This window comes from Dehalococcoidales bacterium, assembly GCA_041652735.1.
Classification (GTDB): domain Bacteria; phylum Chloroflexota; class Dehalococcoidia; order Dehalococcoidales; family RBG-16-60-22; genus RBG-13-51-18.
On record JBAZGT010000005.1, the window covers coordinates 69,995 to 89,546 of the forward strand.

Here is a 19,552-nt window from a genome sequence, read left to right on the forward strand (position 1 = left end):
TACCGGAAGCCGCTAATCTAAAGCCTGGCGGACTGCCCGCCGTCTTCCACGAATACCTGGCCGGTGATGTAGCTGGAGGCATCGGAAGCCAGCAGTATCGCCAGACCCGCCAGCTCGCTCGCTTCCGCGATGCGTCCCATCGGGATTTCATCGGCGCAGTATTTGGCTATCCCCTTTTCCATTTCCTCCAAATTAAGTTTTGGGCCCGGATTGTTATGCCCCAGCTCCGATTTGTGCATGCCGGGGGCGATGCAGTTAACGCGGATGTTGTCTTTAGCGTATTCCATGGCGGCCACCTGGGTAAGCAGGATAATGCCCGCCTTGGCCGCGCCGTAGGCGGCCGGCGCTACTTCCGGCCACTCCGCCCGCAGACCGGCGATGGAGGAAATGTTGATGATGGAGCCGCTCTTCTGCTTTACCATGGCACCCAGGACGTGTTTTAAAGACAGGAACGCTCCCCTGAGGTTGGTGTTGATGACCGCGTCCCATTCCTCGGTGGGGGTTTCGTGGATGGGCCGGGGCATCCTGGCGATGCCGGCGTTATTGAAAAAGATATCTATTTTACCCAGCCGCTTCACCGCATCCGCCACCATTTTTTTAATTTCCGCTTCATCGGTGACGTCCGCCTTGATGGCGATAGCGCGGTGTTTGTATTCAGCTAAAATCTCCAGCGTTTCCGCCAGCTTGTCCGTGTCCCGTCCCACGCAGGCCACATCGGCGCCGTATTGCGCCATGGCGATGGCGAAGGCCCGCCCCAGCCCGCGGCTGGCCCCGGTGATAAGTGCGGTTTTCCCGGAAAGGTCGAATATGTTGTCTTTCGTCATTTCTTTTCCCCTTATCGTTACTTTTTTTGAGTTTATTATATCACGTTGCACTGTACAGGGATACCTGTTTATTAAACCCCCGGGAAAACAATTTTAACACGGCGGTTTGTCTTAATCACGGGGGCAATCGCGGACAGGCTACAGCCGCTTCCGTCACGTGTGTTTCAATATATCTTTAGGCACAATTGTGGTATTATTAAATGATTCTATTGTTCTATTAAAATATCTCATTATTAGAAACACACGGTATCAAGCCCGGGAGGCTGGAAAAAGTCTGCATGATACCCAAATTGAACCCTAATGACCTGGTGATATTCTACACCGTGGCGGAAGAAAAGAGCTTAAGCGCGGCCGCGGAAAAGCTTTTCCTCACCCAGCCCGCCGTCACCTATCACATACAGTCGCTGGAAGAATACACCCGCGTCAAGCTCATCGAGTTTAAGAAGCGCCAGATTGTCCTTACCGCCCACGGCCAGGGACTGCTGAAGTACGCCGCGGAGATATACCATCAGCTGGTTGACGCGGAGAGATTCATCGAGTTTATCCGGGAGTCCAATATCCGCATCGGCATCGCCACCGTGTATGACACCTATATCGGCCCGCTGCTGAACTCCATGTTTGAAACGGAAAACCCGGAAGTAAAGCTGGCGGTAAAAAGCGGCAACGCGTTTGAAATAGTGCAGGACGTGCTGGACACCAAGCTCGACCTGGCGATTGTGCCCCAGTTCGATTACATCAGTGAAAAGCTTAATCACGTCCAGGTCTCCCACCCGGAAAAGATTGTCTGCTTTGCCTCCCCCCACCAGGTTATTGAGAAGGAGTCGCTGGAATGGAAGGATTTGCACGACTATCCCCTGGTGGCCGGGCCGGAGTCCTCCGTTATCCGGAGAATTATCGATAACAAGTTCAAGAGCGAGGGGCTGACCGAGCCGTCACTGGCGGCGGAAGTAGGTTCCGTGTCATGGTGCGTGAGCCTGGTGGAAAACGGCAAAGGCCTGAGCTTCGCGCTGGTCAAGGACATTCAGCAAGAACTGGCCGAGAAGCGACTCAAAATAGTGCCCCTTAAAGAGTCCGTTTCCGTTACCGCCGAGGCGATAACCCGCGGGGATATGCAGAACCCCATTATCCGGCAGTTTATCGGGATGGTCAAAGAAGCGTTCGGCTATACGGACGTATAAAAGCTGTTTTACCGGCAAAAACCGGCTAGTCTATGCCTATCATGACGTTGGAAGCTTTTACGATGGCGTAGACGTCTTTACCGGGTTTCAAACCCAGTCTGTCCGCGGATGACTTGGTGATAATGGAGACCATTTCCACGCCCCCGCTCACCTCGATGATGATTTCAGAGTTGACGGCGCCCGGCGTGACCGCTTTCACCTTGCCCTTGAGAACATTGCGCGCGCTGATTTGCATGGCCCACCTCCGGTAAATATCTCTACCATTCATTAAATACCACCGCATCCTGCTGTACCTATGACAAATGTCACACGGAGGCATTTTGTTCGGCGGAGGTTGCTGGAGTCGGGTAATTGTCCGGCCATCCGGTTCCCTTTCTTAACGTTTTTACGCTTGAACGCCGTATGTGGCGGGTGTATGATTAAAAGGGGTAATTTACCCCCGCTTTACGTTTGTATTTGTACGCAATCCATATCTTTTGAGCCGGAAAATAGTCATCCGCAGAAGAACGTTAATCATGTGTGAAAGGGGGATGATGTCTGATGACAATCACACCCGAAGGCCTTGACCTCTCCCAGTACCGCCGCGAAGAAATCCTCAGGGACGGCTACCGCGTGCTGCTCCGGCCTATCGAGAAAAGCGATGTGCCGTTGTGGATGGCCTTGTTTTCCCGCTTGAGCGAGCACGCCAAGTACCTGCGCTTTCACCGGATTACCAAAGGGATGACGGAGGAAGACGCCCTGCATTACTGCACGGTGGACTATAAAAACTCTTTCGCTTATGTAGCGGAAATAGGTAAAGATAAAGACCGGAAAATCATCGCCGTGGCGCGGTATTACCGCCTGCCCAGGGGGCGCGCCGCGGAAGTCTCCTTCGGCATCGATGATGATTACCAGAGCATCGGCCTGGGCACCCGGCTGATAGAAGCATTGGTGGACGTGGCCCGGGAAAACGATATTAGCGTCTTTGAAGCGGATGTCCTCGGCGAGAACCACAAGATGATGGAGGCTTTCCGGGATTACGGCTTCCACGTTTCCAGCGTCATGGACGGGGGCGTCTATCACGTTACTTTCTCCATCAAGCAGACCCGCACCGTGGACTTGAAGGAAGCCTCCCGCGACCGCACGGCCATACTTGCTTCCCTCCAGCCGATAGTCAACCCCAGGTCAGTGGCCATTATCGGGGCGGCGCGCAATCCCGGCACCATCGGCAACCTGCTGATGCGCTGTATTTTACAGAGCGGCTTTAACGGCATCGTTTATCCGGTGAATCCCAATACGGAAGCGGTGCTTTCGGTCAAGTCCTATCCCTCGGTGATGGATATCCCCGGCAAGGTGGACATGGCTATCATCGCCGTGCCGGCGGCTATCGTCAGCCGCGTCGCCGACGAATGCGGCCGGAAGGGCGTGCGCGCCTTAATCGTCATCTCGGACGGGTTCCGGGAGAGAAACGCGGAGGGCGCCAAGCGTGAGGAGGAGCTGAGAAACATCGCCCTCAGCTACGGGATGCGCCTGGTCGGGCCCAACTGCATGGGTATTATTAATACCGACCCCCAGATAAAGCTTAACGCCACCTTTTCCCAGGTCTATCCCAACGCCGGGAACGTGGCTTTCCTTTCCCAGAGCGGCGCCATGGGGCTGACCATTCTGGAGCACGTGAAAAACCTGAACATGGGACTTTCCACCTTCGTCAGCGTGGGCAACCGCGCCGATGTCTCCTCCAACGACTTTCTCCAGTACTGGGAACAGGACCCGGCTACCAAGGTTATCCTGCTTTACCTGGAGTCGTTCGGTAACCCCAACCGCTTTGCCAGGATAGCCCGGCGCGTTTCCGCCAAGAAGCCTATCGTGGCGGTAAAAAGCGGCACCACCGCCGCCGGCGCCAGGGCGGCCTCATCGCATACCGGGGCGCTGGCCGCTTCGGATGTCGCCTCGGACATACTGTTTAAAAACGCGGGCATTATCCGGGTCAACGCCGTGGAAGAGCTTTTCAACCTGGCCACTTTGCTTTCCACCCAGCCGTTCCCCAGGGGCCGGCGCCTGGTTATCGTGACCAACGGGGGCGGGCCGGGTATTATCGCCGCCGATGCCGCCTCCCGCAACGGGCTGGAGGTCAGGGAGCTTTCCCCCGAGATTTGCGGCAAAATCCGCCCGCTGATGAAGCGGGATATCAACATCGGCAATCCCATAGATACCACCGCCGGGGCCACCGCCCAGGAATACGAGGGCATACTGCGCACGCTGGCCGCCGCTGATGAAGTGGACGCCGTGCTGGCGATATTCGCCCCGCCCATCGTCGTCGAGACCAGGGACATGGAGGACGCTTTGCGGCGCGTGGCGCCGGTGTTCTGGCGCTATAAGAAACCCCTGCTCGGCTGTTTTATCGGGCAGAAAGGCCTCGGCGCCCAGCTCGGTACCCACGGGCACTTTATCCCCCTCTACACCTTCCCGGAAGAAGCGATAGTGTCACTGAGGCGGGCGGCGGAGTATGACGAGCTGCGGCGCAAGCCCCGGGGCAAAATCCCGGTAATCAAAGATATTAAAAAAGTTGAAGCCCGCCACCTGATAAACCGCGTGATTAAAGACAGCGCCCAGCGGCCGCTCTGGCTTTCCCCCGACCAGATAGCGGAGCTGCTGGACTGCTATGGCATACAGCAGGCAAAGATAGTGGTGGCCAGGACCCCGGCAGAGGCCAAAGCCGCCGCGGAAAAGCTCGGGTTCCCGGTGGCGGTGAAACTGGAATCGCCCACCATTACCCACAAAACGGATGTCGGCGGCGTGGTGCTGAACGTGAAATCCAGGGCCGAGGTGGAAGAAGCCTATAAAGTCATCAAGCAGCGGCTGGAAAAACTGGGACGGGCGGGGGAAATGACCGGCGTGACCGTGCAGCAGATGATGAGCGGGGGTATCGAGACCATCGTCGGCGTGACGCAGGACCCCTCCTTCGGGCCGCTGATAATGTTCGGCTCCGGCGGCATTTACGCCGAGCTTATCAAGGACGTTACTCTGAAGCTGCACCCGATTACCGACCTCGATGCCGTGGAGATGATAAACTCGCTGAAAATGACCAAACTATTCGAGGGCTACCGCGGCGCTCCGCCCAGTGATGTTAAAGCCGTCCAGGACCTACTGCTGCGGGTATCGGCGATGGTGGAAGACATCGAGGAAATCGCCGAGCTTGACCTCAATCCGGTAAACGTCATGCCGCGGCAGGAAGGCTACCGCGTTATCGACGCCAGAATCATGCTCAAGTAAGGGCACGTTATCACCTGATATTAAACGTGGAGCTCCGGCGGGCCGGCGGCGGCGCTATGTTGTCGTTTTCGGTTCTCCGTAGCTATAAATGTCATAAATTCGTAATTATTCAAAGGGTCTTTTTATAACATTTTCACCGCAGACGGTTTATAATGTTAAAAACGTAAACAGTATTGGCAAAGACCGCGGCCAGTCCCGGCGGCTGCCAGTCAGTGATAAAGGAGTGAGTGATATGTACAAGAGATTATTAGTCCCGCTGGACGGGTCGGCGCTGGCGGAAAAAGCGCTGCCCTACGCCGTAGAGCTGGCGGCCAAGCTCGGCGCTGAAGTCGTTCTGGTGAATGTCCGCATGCCTTCGGAAGACCCGGAAAAACCGGAGCAGAAAGGCTATATCAGCAAAATCGCCGCTGATGTGGAACAGAATATCAAGAAAAATCCCGGCTGGAAAACGGGAGAAAAAGTTAAGGTGTCCTCGGCCATCATTGGTTCCACCGGTATTTTCGTACACGCCGGGGAGCAGATAGTGGACTACGCGGAGAAAGAAAACATCAGCCTTATTATTATCGCCTCCCACGGCCGGTCCGGCCTCCGGCGCTTTACGCTGGGCAGCACCGCCGATAAAGTGGCCGGCTCGGCTAAATGCCCCGTGCTGCTGGTGAGGGCCGGCAGCGCTATCGGGTCCGTTAACCTGGCCGGTTTGCTGGTAACCCTGGACGGCTCCAAAGAGTCGGAGGCGGTGCTGGAGCACGTGGTCTGGCTGGCGCCCCGGCTCAAGACAAAAGTGTCGCTGCTTAATGTGGCGGAGACCCTTTATCATTATTACCCCACCACCCAGACAATGGGGTATTTCGGGGGCGGCGGCATGATTAAGACGCCCTATAGCGAAGAAGAAATGAAGCCGACCGTGACAATCGGCGAGGAATATTTGAAAAAGGTAAATGACACTTTGGTATCACGCGGCGTTACGGCGGACTACCGGGTAAGAACGGGGACGGCCGCGGAAGCAATCATTGCGGCAGAGAAAGAAACGGGCGCGGATATCGTGGTCATGTCCACCTACGGTCATTCCGGTTTCGGGCGCTGGGACCACGGCAGTGTCGCGGACAAGGTTATACACGGCGGGGAAGTGCCGCTGCTGCTTATCCGTCCCAAGTAGGGCCGGATAGCCGGAATTATTGATGAATCGCAGCGTGGCCGGACCATTAATTGTCTCGGTTTCTCAATAATGCTAAGATAATGACACCGGGGCAGCCGGTCGACCCGATAACGGCTGCCCCGGCCTAAATCCATGCGTATAAATATCAGGCTGCACAAGTCACAGTTCGTCGGCTGGAAAGGCTATCTTTTCACCGCGGCGGCGGTGGTTTTGGCCACCTGGCTCAAGCATCTGGCGGAGCCGGACATTATCCCCGCCAACATCCCCATTCTCTACATCCTGGCTATCGTTTTCACCGCCACTTTCTTCGGGCTGGGGCCGGCTATTGTGTGCTGTGTTCTCAGCTTGATAGCCTACACCTATTTTTTCATACCGCCCATCCATGCTTTCACGCTGAATATAGAGCAGCTGCCTATCATGCTGGTGTTTTTCGTGGTAAGCGTGATTATCAGCTACCTGTCCTCCAATCTCCGGGAAAAGACGGAGGAAGCCCGAAAAGAGGTGGCCATACGCCAGATGCATGAAGCGGAGCTTATCTCCTACCGGGAACACCTGGAAGAGCTGGTGAATCAGCGCACCGCCGAGCTGGAAAAAGTAAATCTTGATTTGAACAATGAAATGACCGCGCATAAAAAGGATGAATGGGAGCTGCAAAAAGCCCATGACGAGCTGGAGCTGCGCATCCAGGAGCGCACCCGGGAGCTGGGCAAGGTCAACCGGGCGCTGGATATTGAAAGGCAGCGGTTCAATGACGTGCTGGAATCACTGCCGATATACGTGATTCTTTTAGCGCCGGATTACCGCGTGCCCTTCGCCAACCGCTTTTTCCGGGAACGCTTCGGCGATTCGTACGGCCAGCGCTGCTATGAGTATTTGTTCGACCGCACCACCCCCTGTGAAAACTGTGAAACCTTTAAAGTCCTCAAGACCAACGCGCCCCACCACTGGGAGTGGACCGGCCCGGACCACCGTAACTACGATATTTTCGATTTCCCCTTCCATGATGTTGACGGCTCGCCGCTGATTATGGAGGTAGGCATTGATATCACCACGCAGAAACAGGCGCAGAAAGAGCTGCTCCAGGCCCACGGCGAGCTGGAAATGCGCGTCCTGGAGCGCACCCGGGAGCTCAGTGAAACGCGTGACTACCTGGACAACCTGTTCAACTACGCCAACGCCCCCATCATCGTCTGGGACCTGGATTTTGAGATTACCCGTTTTAACCATGCCTTCGAGCGGCTCACGGGATATGCCGAGGCAGAGATATTAGGCAAACAGCTGGATATACTCTTCCCGGCTGACAGCCTGGAAGAATCTATGAAGCATATCCAGGCCGCCGCCTCCGGCCAGCGGTGGGAGGCGGTGGAAATACCCATTAAAAACAAAGACGGCCGGGTGTATCTGCTGCTCTGGAATTCGGCGAATATCTATGATAGGGAAGGCAAAACGGTGGTGGCCACTATCGCCCAGGGACAGGACATCACCGAGCGCAAAGAGGCGGAGGAAATAGAAAAGCAGGCGGCACATGAATGGCAGACAACATTCAATTCCATTACGGATATGGTCTCCATCCAGGATAAAGAATTCCGGCTGGTGCGGGTGAACAAGGCCTACGCTGATGCCCTCGGGATGAGCGGGGAGCTATTGAAAGGCAAGCCCTGCTATGCCGCGATACACGGTACGGACTGCCCCTTTGAAGACTGCCCCCACGCTGAGACACTGGCCACGCAAAAGACGGTAACCAGGGAGATATTCGAGCCGAGGCTGGGAACGTACTGTGAGGTCACTACTTCCCCCATATTCGATAAAAACGGCGAGCTTACCGGGTCGGTACACATCATCAGGGACATTACGGAACGGAAAAAGGCGGAGAGAATGAAGGACGAGTTCATCAGCCTCGTTTCCCACGAGCTCCGCACGCCGATGACCGTCATCACCGGTTCGTTAAAGACCGCCGCTGCCAAAGGGATATCCCGGGACGATAAAGAGATACTGCTGCAAAACGCCATTGACGGTGCCTCGTCTTTATCCGTCATTCTGGAAAACCTGCTGGAGCTTTCCCGCTACCAGGCCGGCCGCCTCCAGATTCACCGGGAGCCGGTAAACCTGCCGGAAATCGCCCGCGAGGTGATAGAGAAGCTGAAGAACCAGGGCGGCGACCACGTATTTATTACGGATTTCCCCCAAAAACTGCCGCTGGCTGATGCTGACCCTATCAGGGTGGAGAGAATAATCTACAATCTGCTGGAGAACGCGGTGAAGTACTCTCCGGAAGGAAGCGAGATAAAAATCTTTACGCGCCGGGAAAATGAGATGCTGGTCATTGGTGTGGCGGATAAAGGCTCCGGCATATCGCGGCAAGACCAGGGCCGGCTCTTCGAGCTTTTTGAACGGCTGGGTACGGGCGCCCGCTCTCAAGGGCTGGGGCTGGGGCTGGTGGTATGCAAGCGGCTGGTGGAGGCGCAGGGTGGGAAAATCTGGGTGGAATCAGCCCCGGGCAAAGGCGCCGCTTTCTATTTCACCCTGCCGGTACGCGGGCAGGCATGAAGCATTCCCCGCTTGCTATCAGAAGCGGAGCAGCGCGTTGATTTTCCGGGTGATATCTTCCGGATTAAACGGTTTGTGCACAAAGTCATTGGCGCCGGCGCGGAAGGCGGGGTCCTGGTTTTCCGGGCTGGCGCTGAAAGCTATCACCGGCATCGTTGAGGTAATCCGCAGTTCCTGCAGCACGGCAAATCCGTCTTTATCCGGCATGAACATATCCAGCAGCATGATATCGGGGCGGGCCGTGCCGACCAGTTCCAGGGCCTGTACGCCGGAGGAGGCGCAAAAGACCTCGAAACCCTGGAGTTTCAAACCTATTTCTATAAATTTTAAAACTTTAGGGTGGTCGTCAACCACGAGCACGCGCTTCTTCTTTTCCGGTTCAGTCATTATCGTTATGCTCAATCATTCTGCGGTTCATTAGCTTATATTATGAACCATTATGTATTTAGGTGTCATAAAATACAGTATAAAAGTGTAACATTATTGTTACATTAGTTATTAAAAAATGACTATTCATGCGCCGGGGTATAGAATAATCATGATGCCCCGGTTAATAATTGTTTAACAATTTGTGTGTAACAATTAAAGTAAATATCAAATCATTTGTTGAAAGTGGAACTCAAAGAAATTCGATGCATTATTAGCTTGTAAGGAGTTAGCCATGAAGAAGATACACCTCGTTATTATTACGGTGCTGCTGGCGGCGCTGCTTGCCCTGGCGGGTTGCACCGTTACCGGCACCACGGCGCCAGCCTCGGTCACCGCGCCGGTTACCACCGCCCCGGCCATAGTTGCCAACGCCAGTCTGGCCGGGCTGGAAAGCGCCTTTGAGGAAATTTACGCCCGGGTCAATCCCTCTGTGGTCAACATCAGCGTGGTGCAAAAGGTGGACAACCCCTTTACCACCTCGCAGTACAGCGGGGTATTGGGCTCCGGCTTTCTCTGGGACAAAGCGGGGCATATCGTGACCAACAACCACGTGATAGCGGACGGGGACAATATCACCGTGACTTTTTATGACGGGACGGAAGTCCCCGGCACGCTTATCGGCGCTGACGCCGATAGCGACCTGGCGGTGATCAAGGTGGATATGCCCACTGACGCCATCGAGCCGTTGCAGATAGCGGACTCCACCCAGCTTAAAGTGGGGCAGATGGCCATCGCCATCGGTAATCCTTTCGGACTTCAGGGCACGATGACCACCGGCATCATCAGCGGCCTGGGCCGGCTCATTGCCGCCAATGAGAATGCCGTGGGTCCGACTTACAGCATACCGGACATTATCCAGACGGATGCCGCCATCAATCCGGGCAACTCCGGCGGCGTGCTGCTGGACGATACGGGCAGCCTTATCGGCGTGACCAACTCTATCGCCACCACCACCGGCACCTCGGCGGGGGTCGGCTTCGCCATACCTTCGGCTATCGTGGAGAAAGTGGTCCCGGCGCTGATAGAGACCGGGCACTTTGACCATCCCTATATCGGGGCTTCCATTCTTTCCCTGACCTCGGCCCTCTCAACCGCCATGGATTTACCGGCTAACCAGCGCGGCGCCATGGTGTCCACGGTGACCGTGAACGGCCCGGCGGATAAAGCCGGCCTCCGTGCCAGCGGGAAGACCGTCACCATCAACGGCCAGGAGATAGAGGTGGGCGGGGACGTGATAATCGCCTATAACGGGCAAACGGTAAAAAGCTCGGATGATTTGATTACCCTGCTGGCCCGCACCGGCACCGCCGGGGACGTGGTTACCCTGACCGTGCTGCGGGACGGCCAGGAAGTCCAGGTGGCAGTTACCCTGGGCGTCCGCCCCGTTTCCTAAAAAGTAAAACCGCCTGGAATTATAACGGGCGGCGCCATTATTGACCTCTCCTCCCGCCCCCTTCTCCCGCGGCGGGTGGGGGAGCCGGGGGGTGAGTTCAGACTTTATATTTGACATTCCCCCGGCCTCCCCGCTATTATTTGGGTGCGATTTTGATTTCCGGGATATTATTTTGAAGCAGTTCCGCGTACTGATAGTGGATGATGAGCAGCGTATCATCAAGTTCTTAGACCTGAAGCTCAAAGCCTCGGGGTATGAGGTGATTACCGCCAGTAACGGGATGGAAGCTCTAGCCCAGGTGCAGACCCAGGAGCCGGACCTGGTGGTGCTGGATGTCATCATGCCCGGCATCGACGGCTTCGAGACCCTCAAGCAGATTCGCGCGGTGTCCCCGGTCCCGGTCATCATTCTCAGCGCCGTGGAAGGCAATATCGATAAAATTAAGGGTCTGAAGCTGGGCGCCGATGATTACCTGTCCAAGCCTTTTAATCCCGATGAACTGGTCGCCCGTATCGAGGCGGTACGGCGGCGCATGGTACCCGCGGAAAACCGCAAGGTGGTGGACTCCATTACGCTGGGGTATCTCACCCTGAATCAGAAAAATCACCTCGCCATCGTGGATGGGAAAGAGATACAGCTCACCCGCATCGAGTGGCTGCTGCTCAGTGAGCTTATCCGCAACGCCGGTAAGCTCATGCTGTACAGCGACCTGCTTACCCGGGTCTGGGGACCGGAGTACCGCAATGATGTGCAGATATTGCGTACCTGGATCAGCCGTCTCCGCCACAAGATAGAAAAAAACGGCGATAGCCCGCTTATCCGTACCATCCCCAAGACGGGCTACATGATAAATCAGCCACCGGACTAATACAAAAGGTTCTTTCCGCCGCCCCGCCTTTTCCCCCCACGATGTGATATTTTTGTTACAATTACCGCCGCTATTTTATGACTTTGCCACCGCCGTTCCTCTAAAATAGTAATATGTTGGCGTTAGAGGAAGCACCCATGACAATCACAGCGGACAATTCAAACTTCAGGCAGGCAAGGGGCGCGGTAGCCAGGGTTCTGCTCGACCATGCCGCGGCTAACACCGGTACGGGACTCGCCCAGCGGGACATCGCGGCCAGGACGGGCGCGGACTGGTACACCGTGCACATTTCTTTAAAGTCCATCCGTGACGAGGGGGCCATCAAGATGGAGCGCAACCGCATCATCGTCAATAAAGAGTCGCTCCAGAGACTGGCACTGGAGGCCGGCGCGGTATAAAGCCGGTGGGGCGGGGCGGCGGGGGTGGATTGCCTAGTTTCTTTTTCAGTATAGTTCCGTTTATTCACCTGCGGGCAAAATAGCGCCCGTTTTTGTTTATCCCCCATGATTTTCCATCACATCACGGTGTTGTCTCACCGAACAGGAAGCGTTCCGGGTTTACCGAGCAGAACAGACGCTTTTGCTCCGCCGTCAGGTACGGCGTGCCGGAAAATATCTGGATGTATCGGTTGTAAGAATCGACCGAGAACAGATTGATGGCAAAATCCGAGCCGAACAGGATGCGTTCCGTGAGTTTCTCCCGGTGTTTTTTATCCGGCAGGCTGTCGATGATAAATCTCAGGTTGCGGTAATAGCGCTCGCTGGCGCCGCGCATGGCAAAGTCCGCGTACACGTTTTCGTATTTCAGCACCAGGGCGATTATTGCTTGCAGACGGTCCTGTTCCGCCGGGGGCACCAGGCCGAAAAACCTCCGGCCGTTAGCCGGGAAATGGGCGATGTTGATTTTCAGCGAAGGGTATGCCGCCAGGACACTGGCCCATTTGGAAATCCTGGTGAAATCCTGCAAGTCCCCGGGGGAGACGGCCACGAACCCGCCCCGGCTGCCGTGGCAGGTGATAGGCAGGCGTTTGCGGCAGCAATAATCATACAGGTAGTTCACCCGGGACAGCAGCTCCGGGTTATACGGCCAGGGGTCGAACCCCAGCGGCGGGTACACCTTGATGCCGGTAAAGCTGTTGCCCTTCAACCGCTCGATATCGCCGTCGAAGTTCCCCGCGCTGGCCGCCAGCTCCGCCCGGCTGCGCCGGTAATCATGGAAATATTTTTCCAGCATCAGCTCCAGGTGCGGTATGTCATAGTTCTCCGTGTTCAGCCCCAGGAACGGGTAAACTTCCAGGATTCTCTCCGCGCCGTCCGCCAGGAAAGAGAACTTTTTAGCTAAATCCGGGGTGGTGGCGGTAGCCCGGTATTTCCGTATGGCGTTAAACACATCCGCCACCTGGGCCACTATCGGCTTTTCCCCCGGCTGGTAGTGCAGGGACGGGTCGTTGTGCCTGCTTTTGTACCCGAAGTCCATCATCAGCGGCGTCAGGACGATTCTCCGGTAGCTGTTCCCCCCCACCGTCATCTCACTGTCTTTCAATAGCCGGCCGGGGCGCTCCCGCAGGCAGTTTTCGATGATAAGAAAGAAGCTGCCGATATCGCTTTCCATGACGGATAAAAGATTGCGCGCTCTCCTTAACAGGCGGTTGACCGTGCGCATCACGGTGGACCTGAGCCGCGGTGACAGCGCCGGAATGACCAGCAGCAAGGACAAAAATGCCCCGGCCGCTAACGGGAAAAGCCTGATTTTGAACCTTTTTAAAAAGGCGTTAAAAGAGGGGTGGCTCAGGGTGAAGGCGTGCAGGTGGATATCATAGAACGTGTCATTGTTGGTCATGACGCTGCCTCCTGAATAACATAAGCTCTGAAACAGAACTCCGGCCGCAGTATCTTTCCGGCGGTTTTCAAGGCAAGCGGCAATCAAAAACGCTTGTTCCTGTGGATATTGGGGCTAAAGTCCGGTCAGCGTTTTAATCTAGCACCGGTAAAAAACGGCGTCAATAGTTGGCTGACGCATTATGAGGATATTTTCCGGGGGTGAAAGCGGACCGGCCGCGCTATTCCTTTTTGGGCCAGGAGGTAGGGTAGTGGAGGCAGGCTACCTGGTGCCCGTCGCCGGCATCGGCCAGCTGCGGCACGGTGGTGGCGCAGGGCTCGAACACTTTGAAGCAGCGCGGATGGAAGACACAGCCGGAGGGCGGATTAATGGGGCTGGGGACTTCCCCCGTGAGAATAATGATGTCCCGCTGTTTTTCCACGGAGGGGTCCGGGATGGGCACGGCGGAAAGCAGCGCCTGGGTGTAGGGGTGGAGGGGTGATTCGTAGAGACTATCGCGGTCGGCTATTTCCATGATTTTCCCCAGATACATCACCACCACGCGGTCGGAGATATGGCGTACCACCGCCAGGTCATGGGAGATAAACAGGTAGGCGATGCCGAACTGCTCTCCCAGGTCATCCAGCAGGTTGATAATCTGCGCCTGGATGGAAACGTCCAGCGCCGAGATAGGCTCATCGCAAACGATGAAAGTGGGCTGTAAAGCCAGCGCGCGGGCGATGCCGAGACGCTGACGCTGGCCGCCGCTGAACTCGTGGGGATAGCGGTCCGCCATGTAAGGGGAAAGGCCGACGATGCTGATAAGCTCATCGATTCTGTCCCGGTAAGCCGGGGTATGGTGCATGTTATGGATGCGCATCGGTTCGCCGATGATATCGGAAGCGGTGAACCGGGGGTCAAGGGAGTCATAAGGGTCCTGGAAAATGAGCTGGAGATTGCGGCGTAAAGGCCGCAGCTCCTTGTTGGATAGCCGGCACAGGTCTTTCCCCTCGAACAGCACCTCCCCGCTGGTGGCGCGGTAAAGCTGGAGCAGGCATTTGCCCAGGGTGGTCTTGCCGCAGCCGCTCTCTCCCACCAGCCCCACCGTTTCCCCCCGGTGGATTTTAAAAGATACGCCGTCCACCGCTCTCAGTTCACCCACCCTTTTCTGCCGGACAAGACCGGCGGTGATGGGGAAATACTTGGTAAGATTTTTTATTTCTACAATTACTTCGTTGTTGGTCATTATTCGGTCCTATCCGGTGTAACCAGGTAGCAGGCTACAAAATGCCCCGGTGTTATTTCCGTTACCGGCGGGAAAGTCTGGCGGCAGATATCCATGGCGTGGGTGCAGCGCGGATTGAAGGCGCAGCCCGGCGGCGGCGATATCATATCCGGCGGCTGCCCCTCGATAGGCTGGAGGCGCGTCTTCCGCGGCTCGTCCAGGCGCGGCACCGAGCCCAGCAGCCCGCGGGTATAGGGGTGGGAGGGGTTATGGTAAATATCCAGCGCCGAGCCGTTCTCCACGATATGCCCGGCGTACATGACATAGACGCGGCGCGCGTAACGGGCGACGATGCCCAGGTTGTGCGTAATCAAAATAAGAGCGGTGTTGAGCCGCTGGGTAATGCCGCGGATTAGCTCCAGCAATTGCGCCTGGATGGTGACGTCGACCACGGTGGTGGGTTCATCGGCGATAATCAGTTCCGGCTCGCAGGAAATGGCCAGGGCAATCATGGCGCGCTGGCGCATGCCGCCGCTGAACTGGTGCGGGTACTCTTTCACCCGCTGGTCGGGCTGGGGAATGCCCACCAGTTTGAGCAGCCGTACCGCTTCTTCCCACGCCTCGGCGCCGTGCAGGTCGCGGTGCTGTTCCAGCGCCTCGGTTATCTGGCGGCCGATGGTCAATACCGGGTCGAGCGAGGTCAGCGGCTCCTGGAAAATCATGGCGATGCGGTCGCCGCGGATATCCAGCAGCTTGTCCCTGGGCATGGTTACGATGTCCTGCCCGTCGAACATGATTTTACCGCTCACTATCTTGCCCGGGGGGTCCGGGATAAGGCGGAGGATGGAAAGGGCGCTTACGGTCTTGCCGCAGCCGCTTTCCCCCACCAGGGCGATAGTCTCCCCCCGGTTCACGGCATAAGACACGCCGTCAACCGCCTTGACGATGCCGTCCTGGGTGTGAAACTGGGTGGAAAGGTTAAGGACTTCCAGTAATGGTTTTTCACTCATCTTCTTAACCTCGGGTCAAGGGCGTCACGGAGTCCGTCACCCAGGAAGGTGAAGGATAACATCAGTATGGCGATGGCGATAGCCGGGAAAAGGACGAGGTGCGGCGCCGCGAAAATAACGTTATTGCCGTCCCTTATCATGGCGCCCCAGCTGGGTGTGGGCGGCTTGACGCCGATGCCGATGTAGGCCAGCGCCGCCTCCGCGAAAATGGCGCGCGGGATGTTGAAAGTGACCGCCACGATAATCGGGCCGAGTGAATTGGGGATGAGATGGCGCATGGTAATATAGCTGCCGAAGCCGCCGAATACCCGCGCCGCTGTCACAAAGTCACGCTGCTTCAAAGCCAGGGTCTGGCCCCGCACCAGACGGGCGACATTCACCCAGGAAACGAGGCCGATGGCCAGGAATATCATGTAGATGCTGCCGCCCAGGATGCTGCGCAGAAGGATGATGAGCAGCAGGTCCGGGAAGGCGTAAACCACATCCACGAAGCGCATCATCAGGTTATCTACTTTACCGCCGGCGGCGCCGGAAATAGCCCCTAAAGGCAGGCCGATGCCGATTACTATAAGCTGGGTAAAGATGCCTACCGCCAGGGAGGTGCGTGCGCCGAAAATCAGCCGCGTTAAAACATCCCTCCCCAGCTCATCCGTGCCCAGCCAGTGTGCCGCGCTGGGGCCCTTGAGGACACTGTTCAGGTCCTGGCTGGCGAAGTCATACCGGCTGAAGAAGGGGTAAATGATGGTGGTAAGTGCAATGAAAATGATGATAATGCCGCCGGTTATCGCCAGACGGTTCCGCTTGAGCCGGATAAAAGCATCGCTCCAGAGGCTGCGGTGCGGCCGGATTGAATCTGTAATTACTGTCACGGTTTCATTCCTCAATCAAAACGTATCCGCGGGTCTATCACCGCGTAAAAAACATCAACGATAAGGTTGATGGCGGCTACCGCGAACGCATAAAACAAAATACTTCCCATGATCAGCCCGTAATCGCGCGCGAAGACCCCGTTAACGAAGAGCCGTCCGATGCCGGGTATGGAGAAAAGGTTTTCAATAATAAAAGACCCGGAGATAAGGAAAGCCAGCTCCGGGCCGGCCACGGTAATCACCGGTATCAGGGAGTTGCGCAGGATATGGCGGAAAAGGATAACGTGCTGCCGGATGCCCATAGCCTGGGCGGTGCGTACATAGTCCTGCCGCATTACTTCCAGCGTGCTGGCCCGCGTAATGCGTGCGATGAAAGCGGCCGGCAGGGTGGCCAGGGCAAAAGCGGGCATGATAATCTGCTTGACGCTCCCCCAGCCGCCGGTAGGGAGCCAGTGCAGCTTCACGGAAAAAATAATAATAAGCAATATTCCCAAAACAAAGCCGGGAATACTGGCAAAAATGGTGGAAAATAATACGGAGAGATAATCAATTATTGAATTTTGTTTGAGGGCGGCCGCCATTCCCAGGGGAATGCCGATGATAATAGCCAGGGCGAAAGCTACTACTCCCAGGGTGGCTGTCTTGGGCAGCCCGGTCAATAAAATGGAGGTCACGCTGCGGTCCTGGCGGGAATAGGATACCCCCAAATCGCCGTGGAGCAGGTTTACCAGATAATCGCCGAACTGGACGAAAAACGGCTTGTCCAGCCCGTACTTCTTATTGAGGGCGTCCACCACCTGTGGGGCCAGGGTCTTTTCTTTATCCCACGGCCCGCCGGGGACGAGATGCATCAGGGAGAAGGTGATAAAGCTGACCACCAGCAAGACCACGATAAGCCAGAATATACGGTGGATTATGAATTTTGTCATCTCGTCCTAACAGGGAGAACCAGGGGAACCATTTCAGCCCCCTGATTCTCCCCTAAAGCTGCTTTTTCAGCGGTTATTACTTTATATAGACGTTGGCGAAGAACATGTCGCCGGGGGCGTCCCCGTCCATGCCGGTGTATTTCAGACCCTGGACGGAAGGTTTAACCAGGCGGAAACGCTCGCGGTACTGGATGAAGAGGACGGGAGCATCATCCACGATCATTGCCTGAGCGTCGGCCCACAGCGCCAGACGTTTGGTATTGTCAAGCTCTTGCTTGGCCTGAACACAAAGATCATCGAAGGCCCCGTTGCTGTAGCCGGTGTGGTTGTTGCCGGCGCCGGTGCCGAACAGTTCCGGCAGCCAGTTATCGGGGTCGGGATAGTCCGCGCCCCAGCCGTACCACGCCCAGGTGTATTGCTCGGCGTTGACGGCCTCGGTGAAGGCCTTGCGCTCCATCGGCTCAATAGAAACGTCGATGCCCAGGTTGACTTTAATCTGGTTCTGGACGAACTGGGCAATCGTCGGGTTGACGCCGGTATCGGCATACTGGAGCCGCAGTTCCGGCACATCGCTGCCGTCCTCTTTGTAGCCGGCGGCCACCAGGAACTCTTTGGCTTTGGTCACGTTAAAGTGGTAGTCGGCCCCCAGGCTGGCATCGTAGCCAGGCATGCCCGGCGGAATCCAGCTGTAAGCCGGTTGGCCTACGCCCGCCCGCACGTTATTGATGAAAGACTCGCGGTCAATGGCGGCGTTCAGCGCCTTGCGCAGGTTCTTGTTATTAAAAGGCTCCACGTTGACGTTGAACTGGAAGGCGAAGGTGACCAGCTCCGGATAACGCAGGATTTCTTTACTCAGGGTCGCGTCGTCCATGACGGATTGTTCGATGCCGGCCGGGACCTGGGAGATATCCAGCTCGTTGTTCAGGTAGGCGGCATACTCCGAGTTGATATCCGTAATCATCTTGAGGACCACCTGGTCCAGCTTGGGTTTGGTGCCCCAGTAATTGGTGTTCTTCACCAGGGTGATATGGTCTTCATGCGCCCATTCCGTCATGATGAAGGGGCCGTTGCCGATGTAATGCGCCGGCTCCGTCCACTGGTCGCCGTACTGCTCGATGATGTCCTGGCGAACGGGGTAAACGGGCCAGAGGGCCATCAATTGCAGGAAGGTGGGGCGGGGGGCGTAAAGTTTGATTTCCAGGGTGGTGTCATCGATAGCTTTAACACCGATAGCATCCTTGAGCTGTGCTTTGGTGGCGTCATCGGCATCGATAGCCGAATAGTAAGTTTCACCGCCGACGATGTCGAAATAGAACGATGTGTATTCAGCCGCCAGGTCGGGGCTGAAAAGGCGTTTAATACTGTATTCATAGTCGCTTGCGGTGACCTTCTGGCCGTCGCTCCAGGTGACCTTGGAGTTCAGTTTGAAGGTGTAGGTCTTGCCATCGGCGGAGATGCCCTTGTTGGCCACGGTGGGGATTTCCTTAGCGCCGACGGCGGTGAGGCTCAGGTCCTGGTTGAAGCCGAGCAGCCCTTCAAAGACCTGCATGATAACGGTGCGCTCGGTGGACCATGAGGCGCGGTTGGGATCGATCTGGGAAGGCTCTCCCGAGATATTGGCGCGCAGTACTTGCGGCGTGGAGGAGGTGGATGAAGAACAGGAGGGAAGCACCACCAGCGCGGCAATTACCACAAGAGAGAAGAAAAGAGTAAGTAATTTCTTGACCATTGTTCCTCCTTTTTTATTTTTCCGGGCAAATCACGCTTCGCCCGATTCCATAACTTAAGAAAGCAGGAAATATATTAAAAAAGGCGGATAGCTACCACCTTTGTGTTGGAGAAGAGAACACCCCCCTTTCAGCGATATAACTTTAGAATTATATCTTTAATATTATAACCACAAACTTTGCATATATCAAAAAAATGTTTCTGTATTGTTAAGATTAGCTTAATATATGTGTTTTTTTTAAGAATGTCAAGGGCAAAGCTGATATTTTGCCCCGCCCGCCTCAGAAATATTTGTTTCCCCCGGTTTCATATAATATAATTGCGTA

Annotated in this window: 16 protein-coding genes; 7 read left to right on the plus strand and 9 right to left on the minus strand. The window is 56.0% G+C overall.

The window, feature by feature from the left end:
- Nucleotides 1–17: 17 nt before the first annotated feature.
- Nucleotides 18–824, minus strand: a complete 807-nt coding sequence (locus WC370_03220) for an SDR family NAD(P)-dependent oxidoreductase (GenBank protein MFA5308480.1) — start codon at nucleotides 822–824, stop codon at nucleotides 18–20.
- A gap of 278 nt (nucleotides 825–1,102) precedes the next feature.
- On the opposite strand from WC370_03220, the gene WC370_03225 reads away from it, so the two are divergent.
- Entirely contained in the window at nucleotides 1,103–2,002 is a 900-nt protein-coding gene (locus WC370_03225; protein ID MFA5308481.1) for a LysR family transcriptional regulator, read from the plus strand.
- Nucleotides 2,003–2,027: 25 nt separating this feature from the next.
- Here WC370_03225 and WC370_03230 read toward each other — a convergent pair whose 3' ends face one another.
- The gene (locus WC370_03230) at nucleotides 2,028–2,237 is read right to left on the minus strand and encodes a molybdopterin-binding protein (GenBank protein ID MFA5308482.1); all 210 of its coding nucleotides are present in this window, start codon (nucleotides 2,235–2,237) and stop codon (nucleotides 2,028–2,030) included.
- Nucleotides 2,238–2,542: 305 nt separating this feature from the next.
- Here WC370_03230 and WC370_03235 point away from each other — a divergent pair, with 305 nt between their 5' ends.
- The 3 genes from WC370_03235 to WC370_03245 all read left to right on the plus strand — a co-directional run bounded on the left by WC370_03235 (nucleotide 2,543) and on the right by WC370_03245 (nucleotide 8,957).
- Nucleotides 2,543–5,254 (plus strand): GNAT family N-acetyltransferase, encoded by a 2,712-nt coding sequence (locus WC370_03235; protein MFA5308483.1) that lies wholly within the window; start codon nucleotides 2,543–2,545, stop codon nucleotides 5,252–5,254.
- A 232-nt stretch (nucleotides 5,255–5,486) separates the two neighbouring features.
- The gene (locus WC370_03240; GenBank protein ID MFA5308484.1) at nucleotides 5,487–6,410 is read left to right on the plus strand and encodes a universal stress protein; all 924 of its coding nucleotides are present in this window, start codon (nucleotides 5,487–5,489) and stop codon (nucleotides 6,408–6,410) included.
- Between the two features lie 132 nt (nucleotides 6,411–6,542).
- A complete protein-coding gene (locus WC370_03245; protein MFA5308485.1) occupies nucleotides 6,543–8,957 on the plus strand; it encodes a PAS domain S-box protein in 2,415 nt (804 codons plus the stop codon).
- A gap of 18 nt (nucleotides 8,958–8,975) precedes the next feature.
- Here WC370_03245 and WC370_03250 read toward each other — a convergent pair whose 3' ends face one another.
- Nucleotides 8,976–9,344, minus strand: coding sequence for a response regulator transcription factor (locus WC370_03250; GenBank protein MFA5308486.1), 369 nt, complete (start codon nucleotides 9,342–9,344; stop codon nucleotides 8,976–8,978).
- 274 nt (nucleotides 9,345–9,618) lie between these two features.
- Between WC370_03250 and WC370_03255 the strand changes: the two genes are divergently transcribed.
- From WC370_03255 to WC370_03265, 3 genes are all read left to right on the plus strand, one after another.
- Nucleotides 9,619–10,779 (plus strand): trypsin-like peptidase domain-containing protein, encoded by a 1,161-nt coding sequence (locus tag WC370_03255; GenBank protein ID MFA5308487.1) that lies wholly within the window; start codon nucleotides 9,619–9,621, stop codon nucleotides 10,777–10,779.
- 172 nt (nucleotides 10,780–10,951) lie between these two features.
- Complete coding sequence (locus tag WC370_03260) at nucleotides 10,952–11,647, plus strand: response regulator transcription factor (protein ID MFA5308488.1); 696 nt, start codon at nucleotides 10,952–10,954, stop codon at nucleotides 11,645–11,647.
- A gap of 137 nt (nucleotides 11,648–11,784) precedes the next feature.
- Nucleotides 11,785–12,045 (plus strand): helix-turn-helix domain-containing protein, encoded by a 261-nt coding sequence (locus tag WC370_03265; protein MFA5308489.1) that lies wholly within the window; start codon nucleotides 11,785–11,787, stop codon nucleotides 12,043–12,045.
- A gap of 121 nt (nucleotides 12,046–12,166) precedes the next feature.
- Here WC370_03265 and WC370_03270 read toward each other — a convergent pair whose 3' ends face one another.
- The 6 genes from WC370_03270 to WC370_03295 form a co-directional block, all read right to left on the minus strand.
- Nucleotides 12,167–13,486, minus strand: coding sequence for an amidohydrolase family protein (locus WC370_03270; protein ID MFA5308490.1), 1,320 nt, complete (start codon nucleotides 13,484–13,486; stop codon nucleotides 12,167–12,169).
- A 220-nt stretch (nucleotides 13,487–13,706) separates the two neighbouring features.
- Nucleotides 13,707–14,711, minus strand: a complete 1,005-nt coding sequence (locus WC370_03275) for an oligopeptide/dipeptide ABC transporter ATP-binding protein (GenBank protein ID MFA5308491.1) — start codon at nucleotides 14,709–14,711, stop codon at nucleotides 13,707–13,709.
- A complete protein-coding gene (locus WC370_03280; protein MFA5308492.1) occupies nucleotides 14,711–15,700 on the minus strand; it encodes an ABC transporter ATP-binding protein in 990 nt (329 codons plus the stop codon). Before WC370_03280 ends, WC370_03275 begins: the two co-directional genes overlap by 1 nt.
- The gene (locus WC370_03285) at nucleotides 15,697–16,569 is read right to left on the minus strand and encodes an ABC transporter permease (protein ID MFA5308493.1); all 873 of its coding nucleotides are present in this window, start codon (nucleotides 16,567–16,569) and stop codon (nucleotides 15,697–15,699) included. Before WC370_03285 ends, WC370_03280 begins: the two co-directional genes overlap by 4 nt.
- Nucleotides 16,570–16,580: 11 nt before the next feature.
- Nucleotides 16,581–17,498: an ABC transporter permease gene (locus WC370_03290; GenBank protein MFA5308494.1), complete on the minus strand. Its 918-nt coding sequence runs from the start codon at nucleotides 17,496–17,498 to the stop codon at nucleotides 16,581–16,583.
- A gap of 76 nt (nucleotides 17,499–17,574) precedes the next feature.
- Nucleotides 17,575–19,227: a peptide ABC transporter substrate-binding protein gene (locus WC370_03295; protein ID MFA5308495.1), complete on the minus strand. Its 1,653-nt coding sequence runs from the start codon at nucleotides 19,225–19,227 to the stop codon at nucleotides 17,575–17,577.
- Nucleotides 19,228–19,552: the final 325 nt, after the last annotated feature.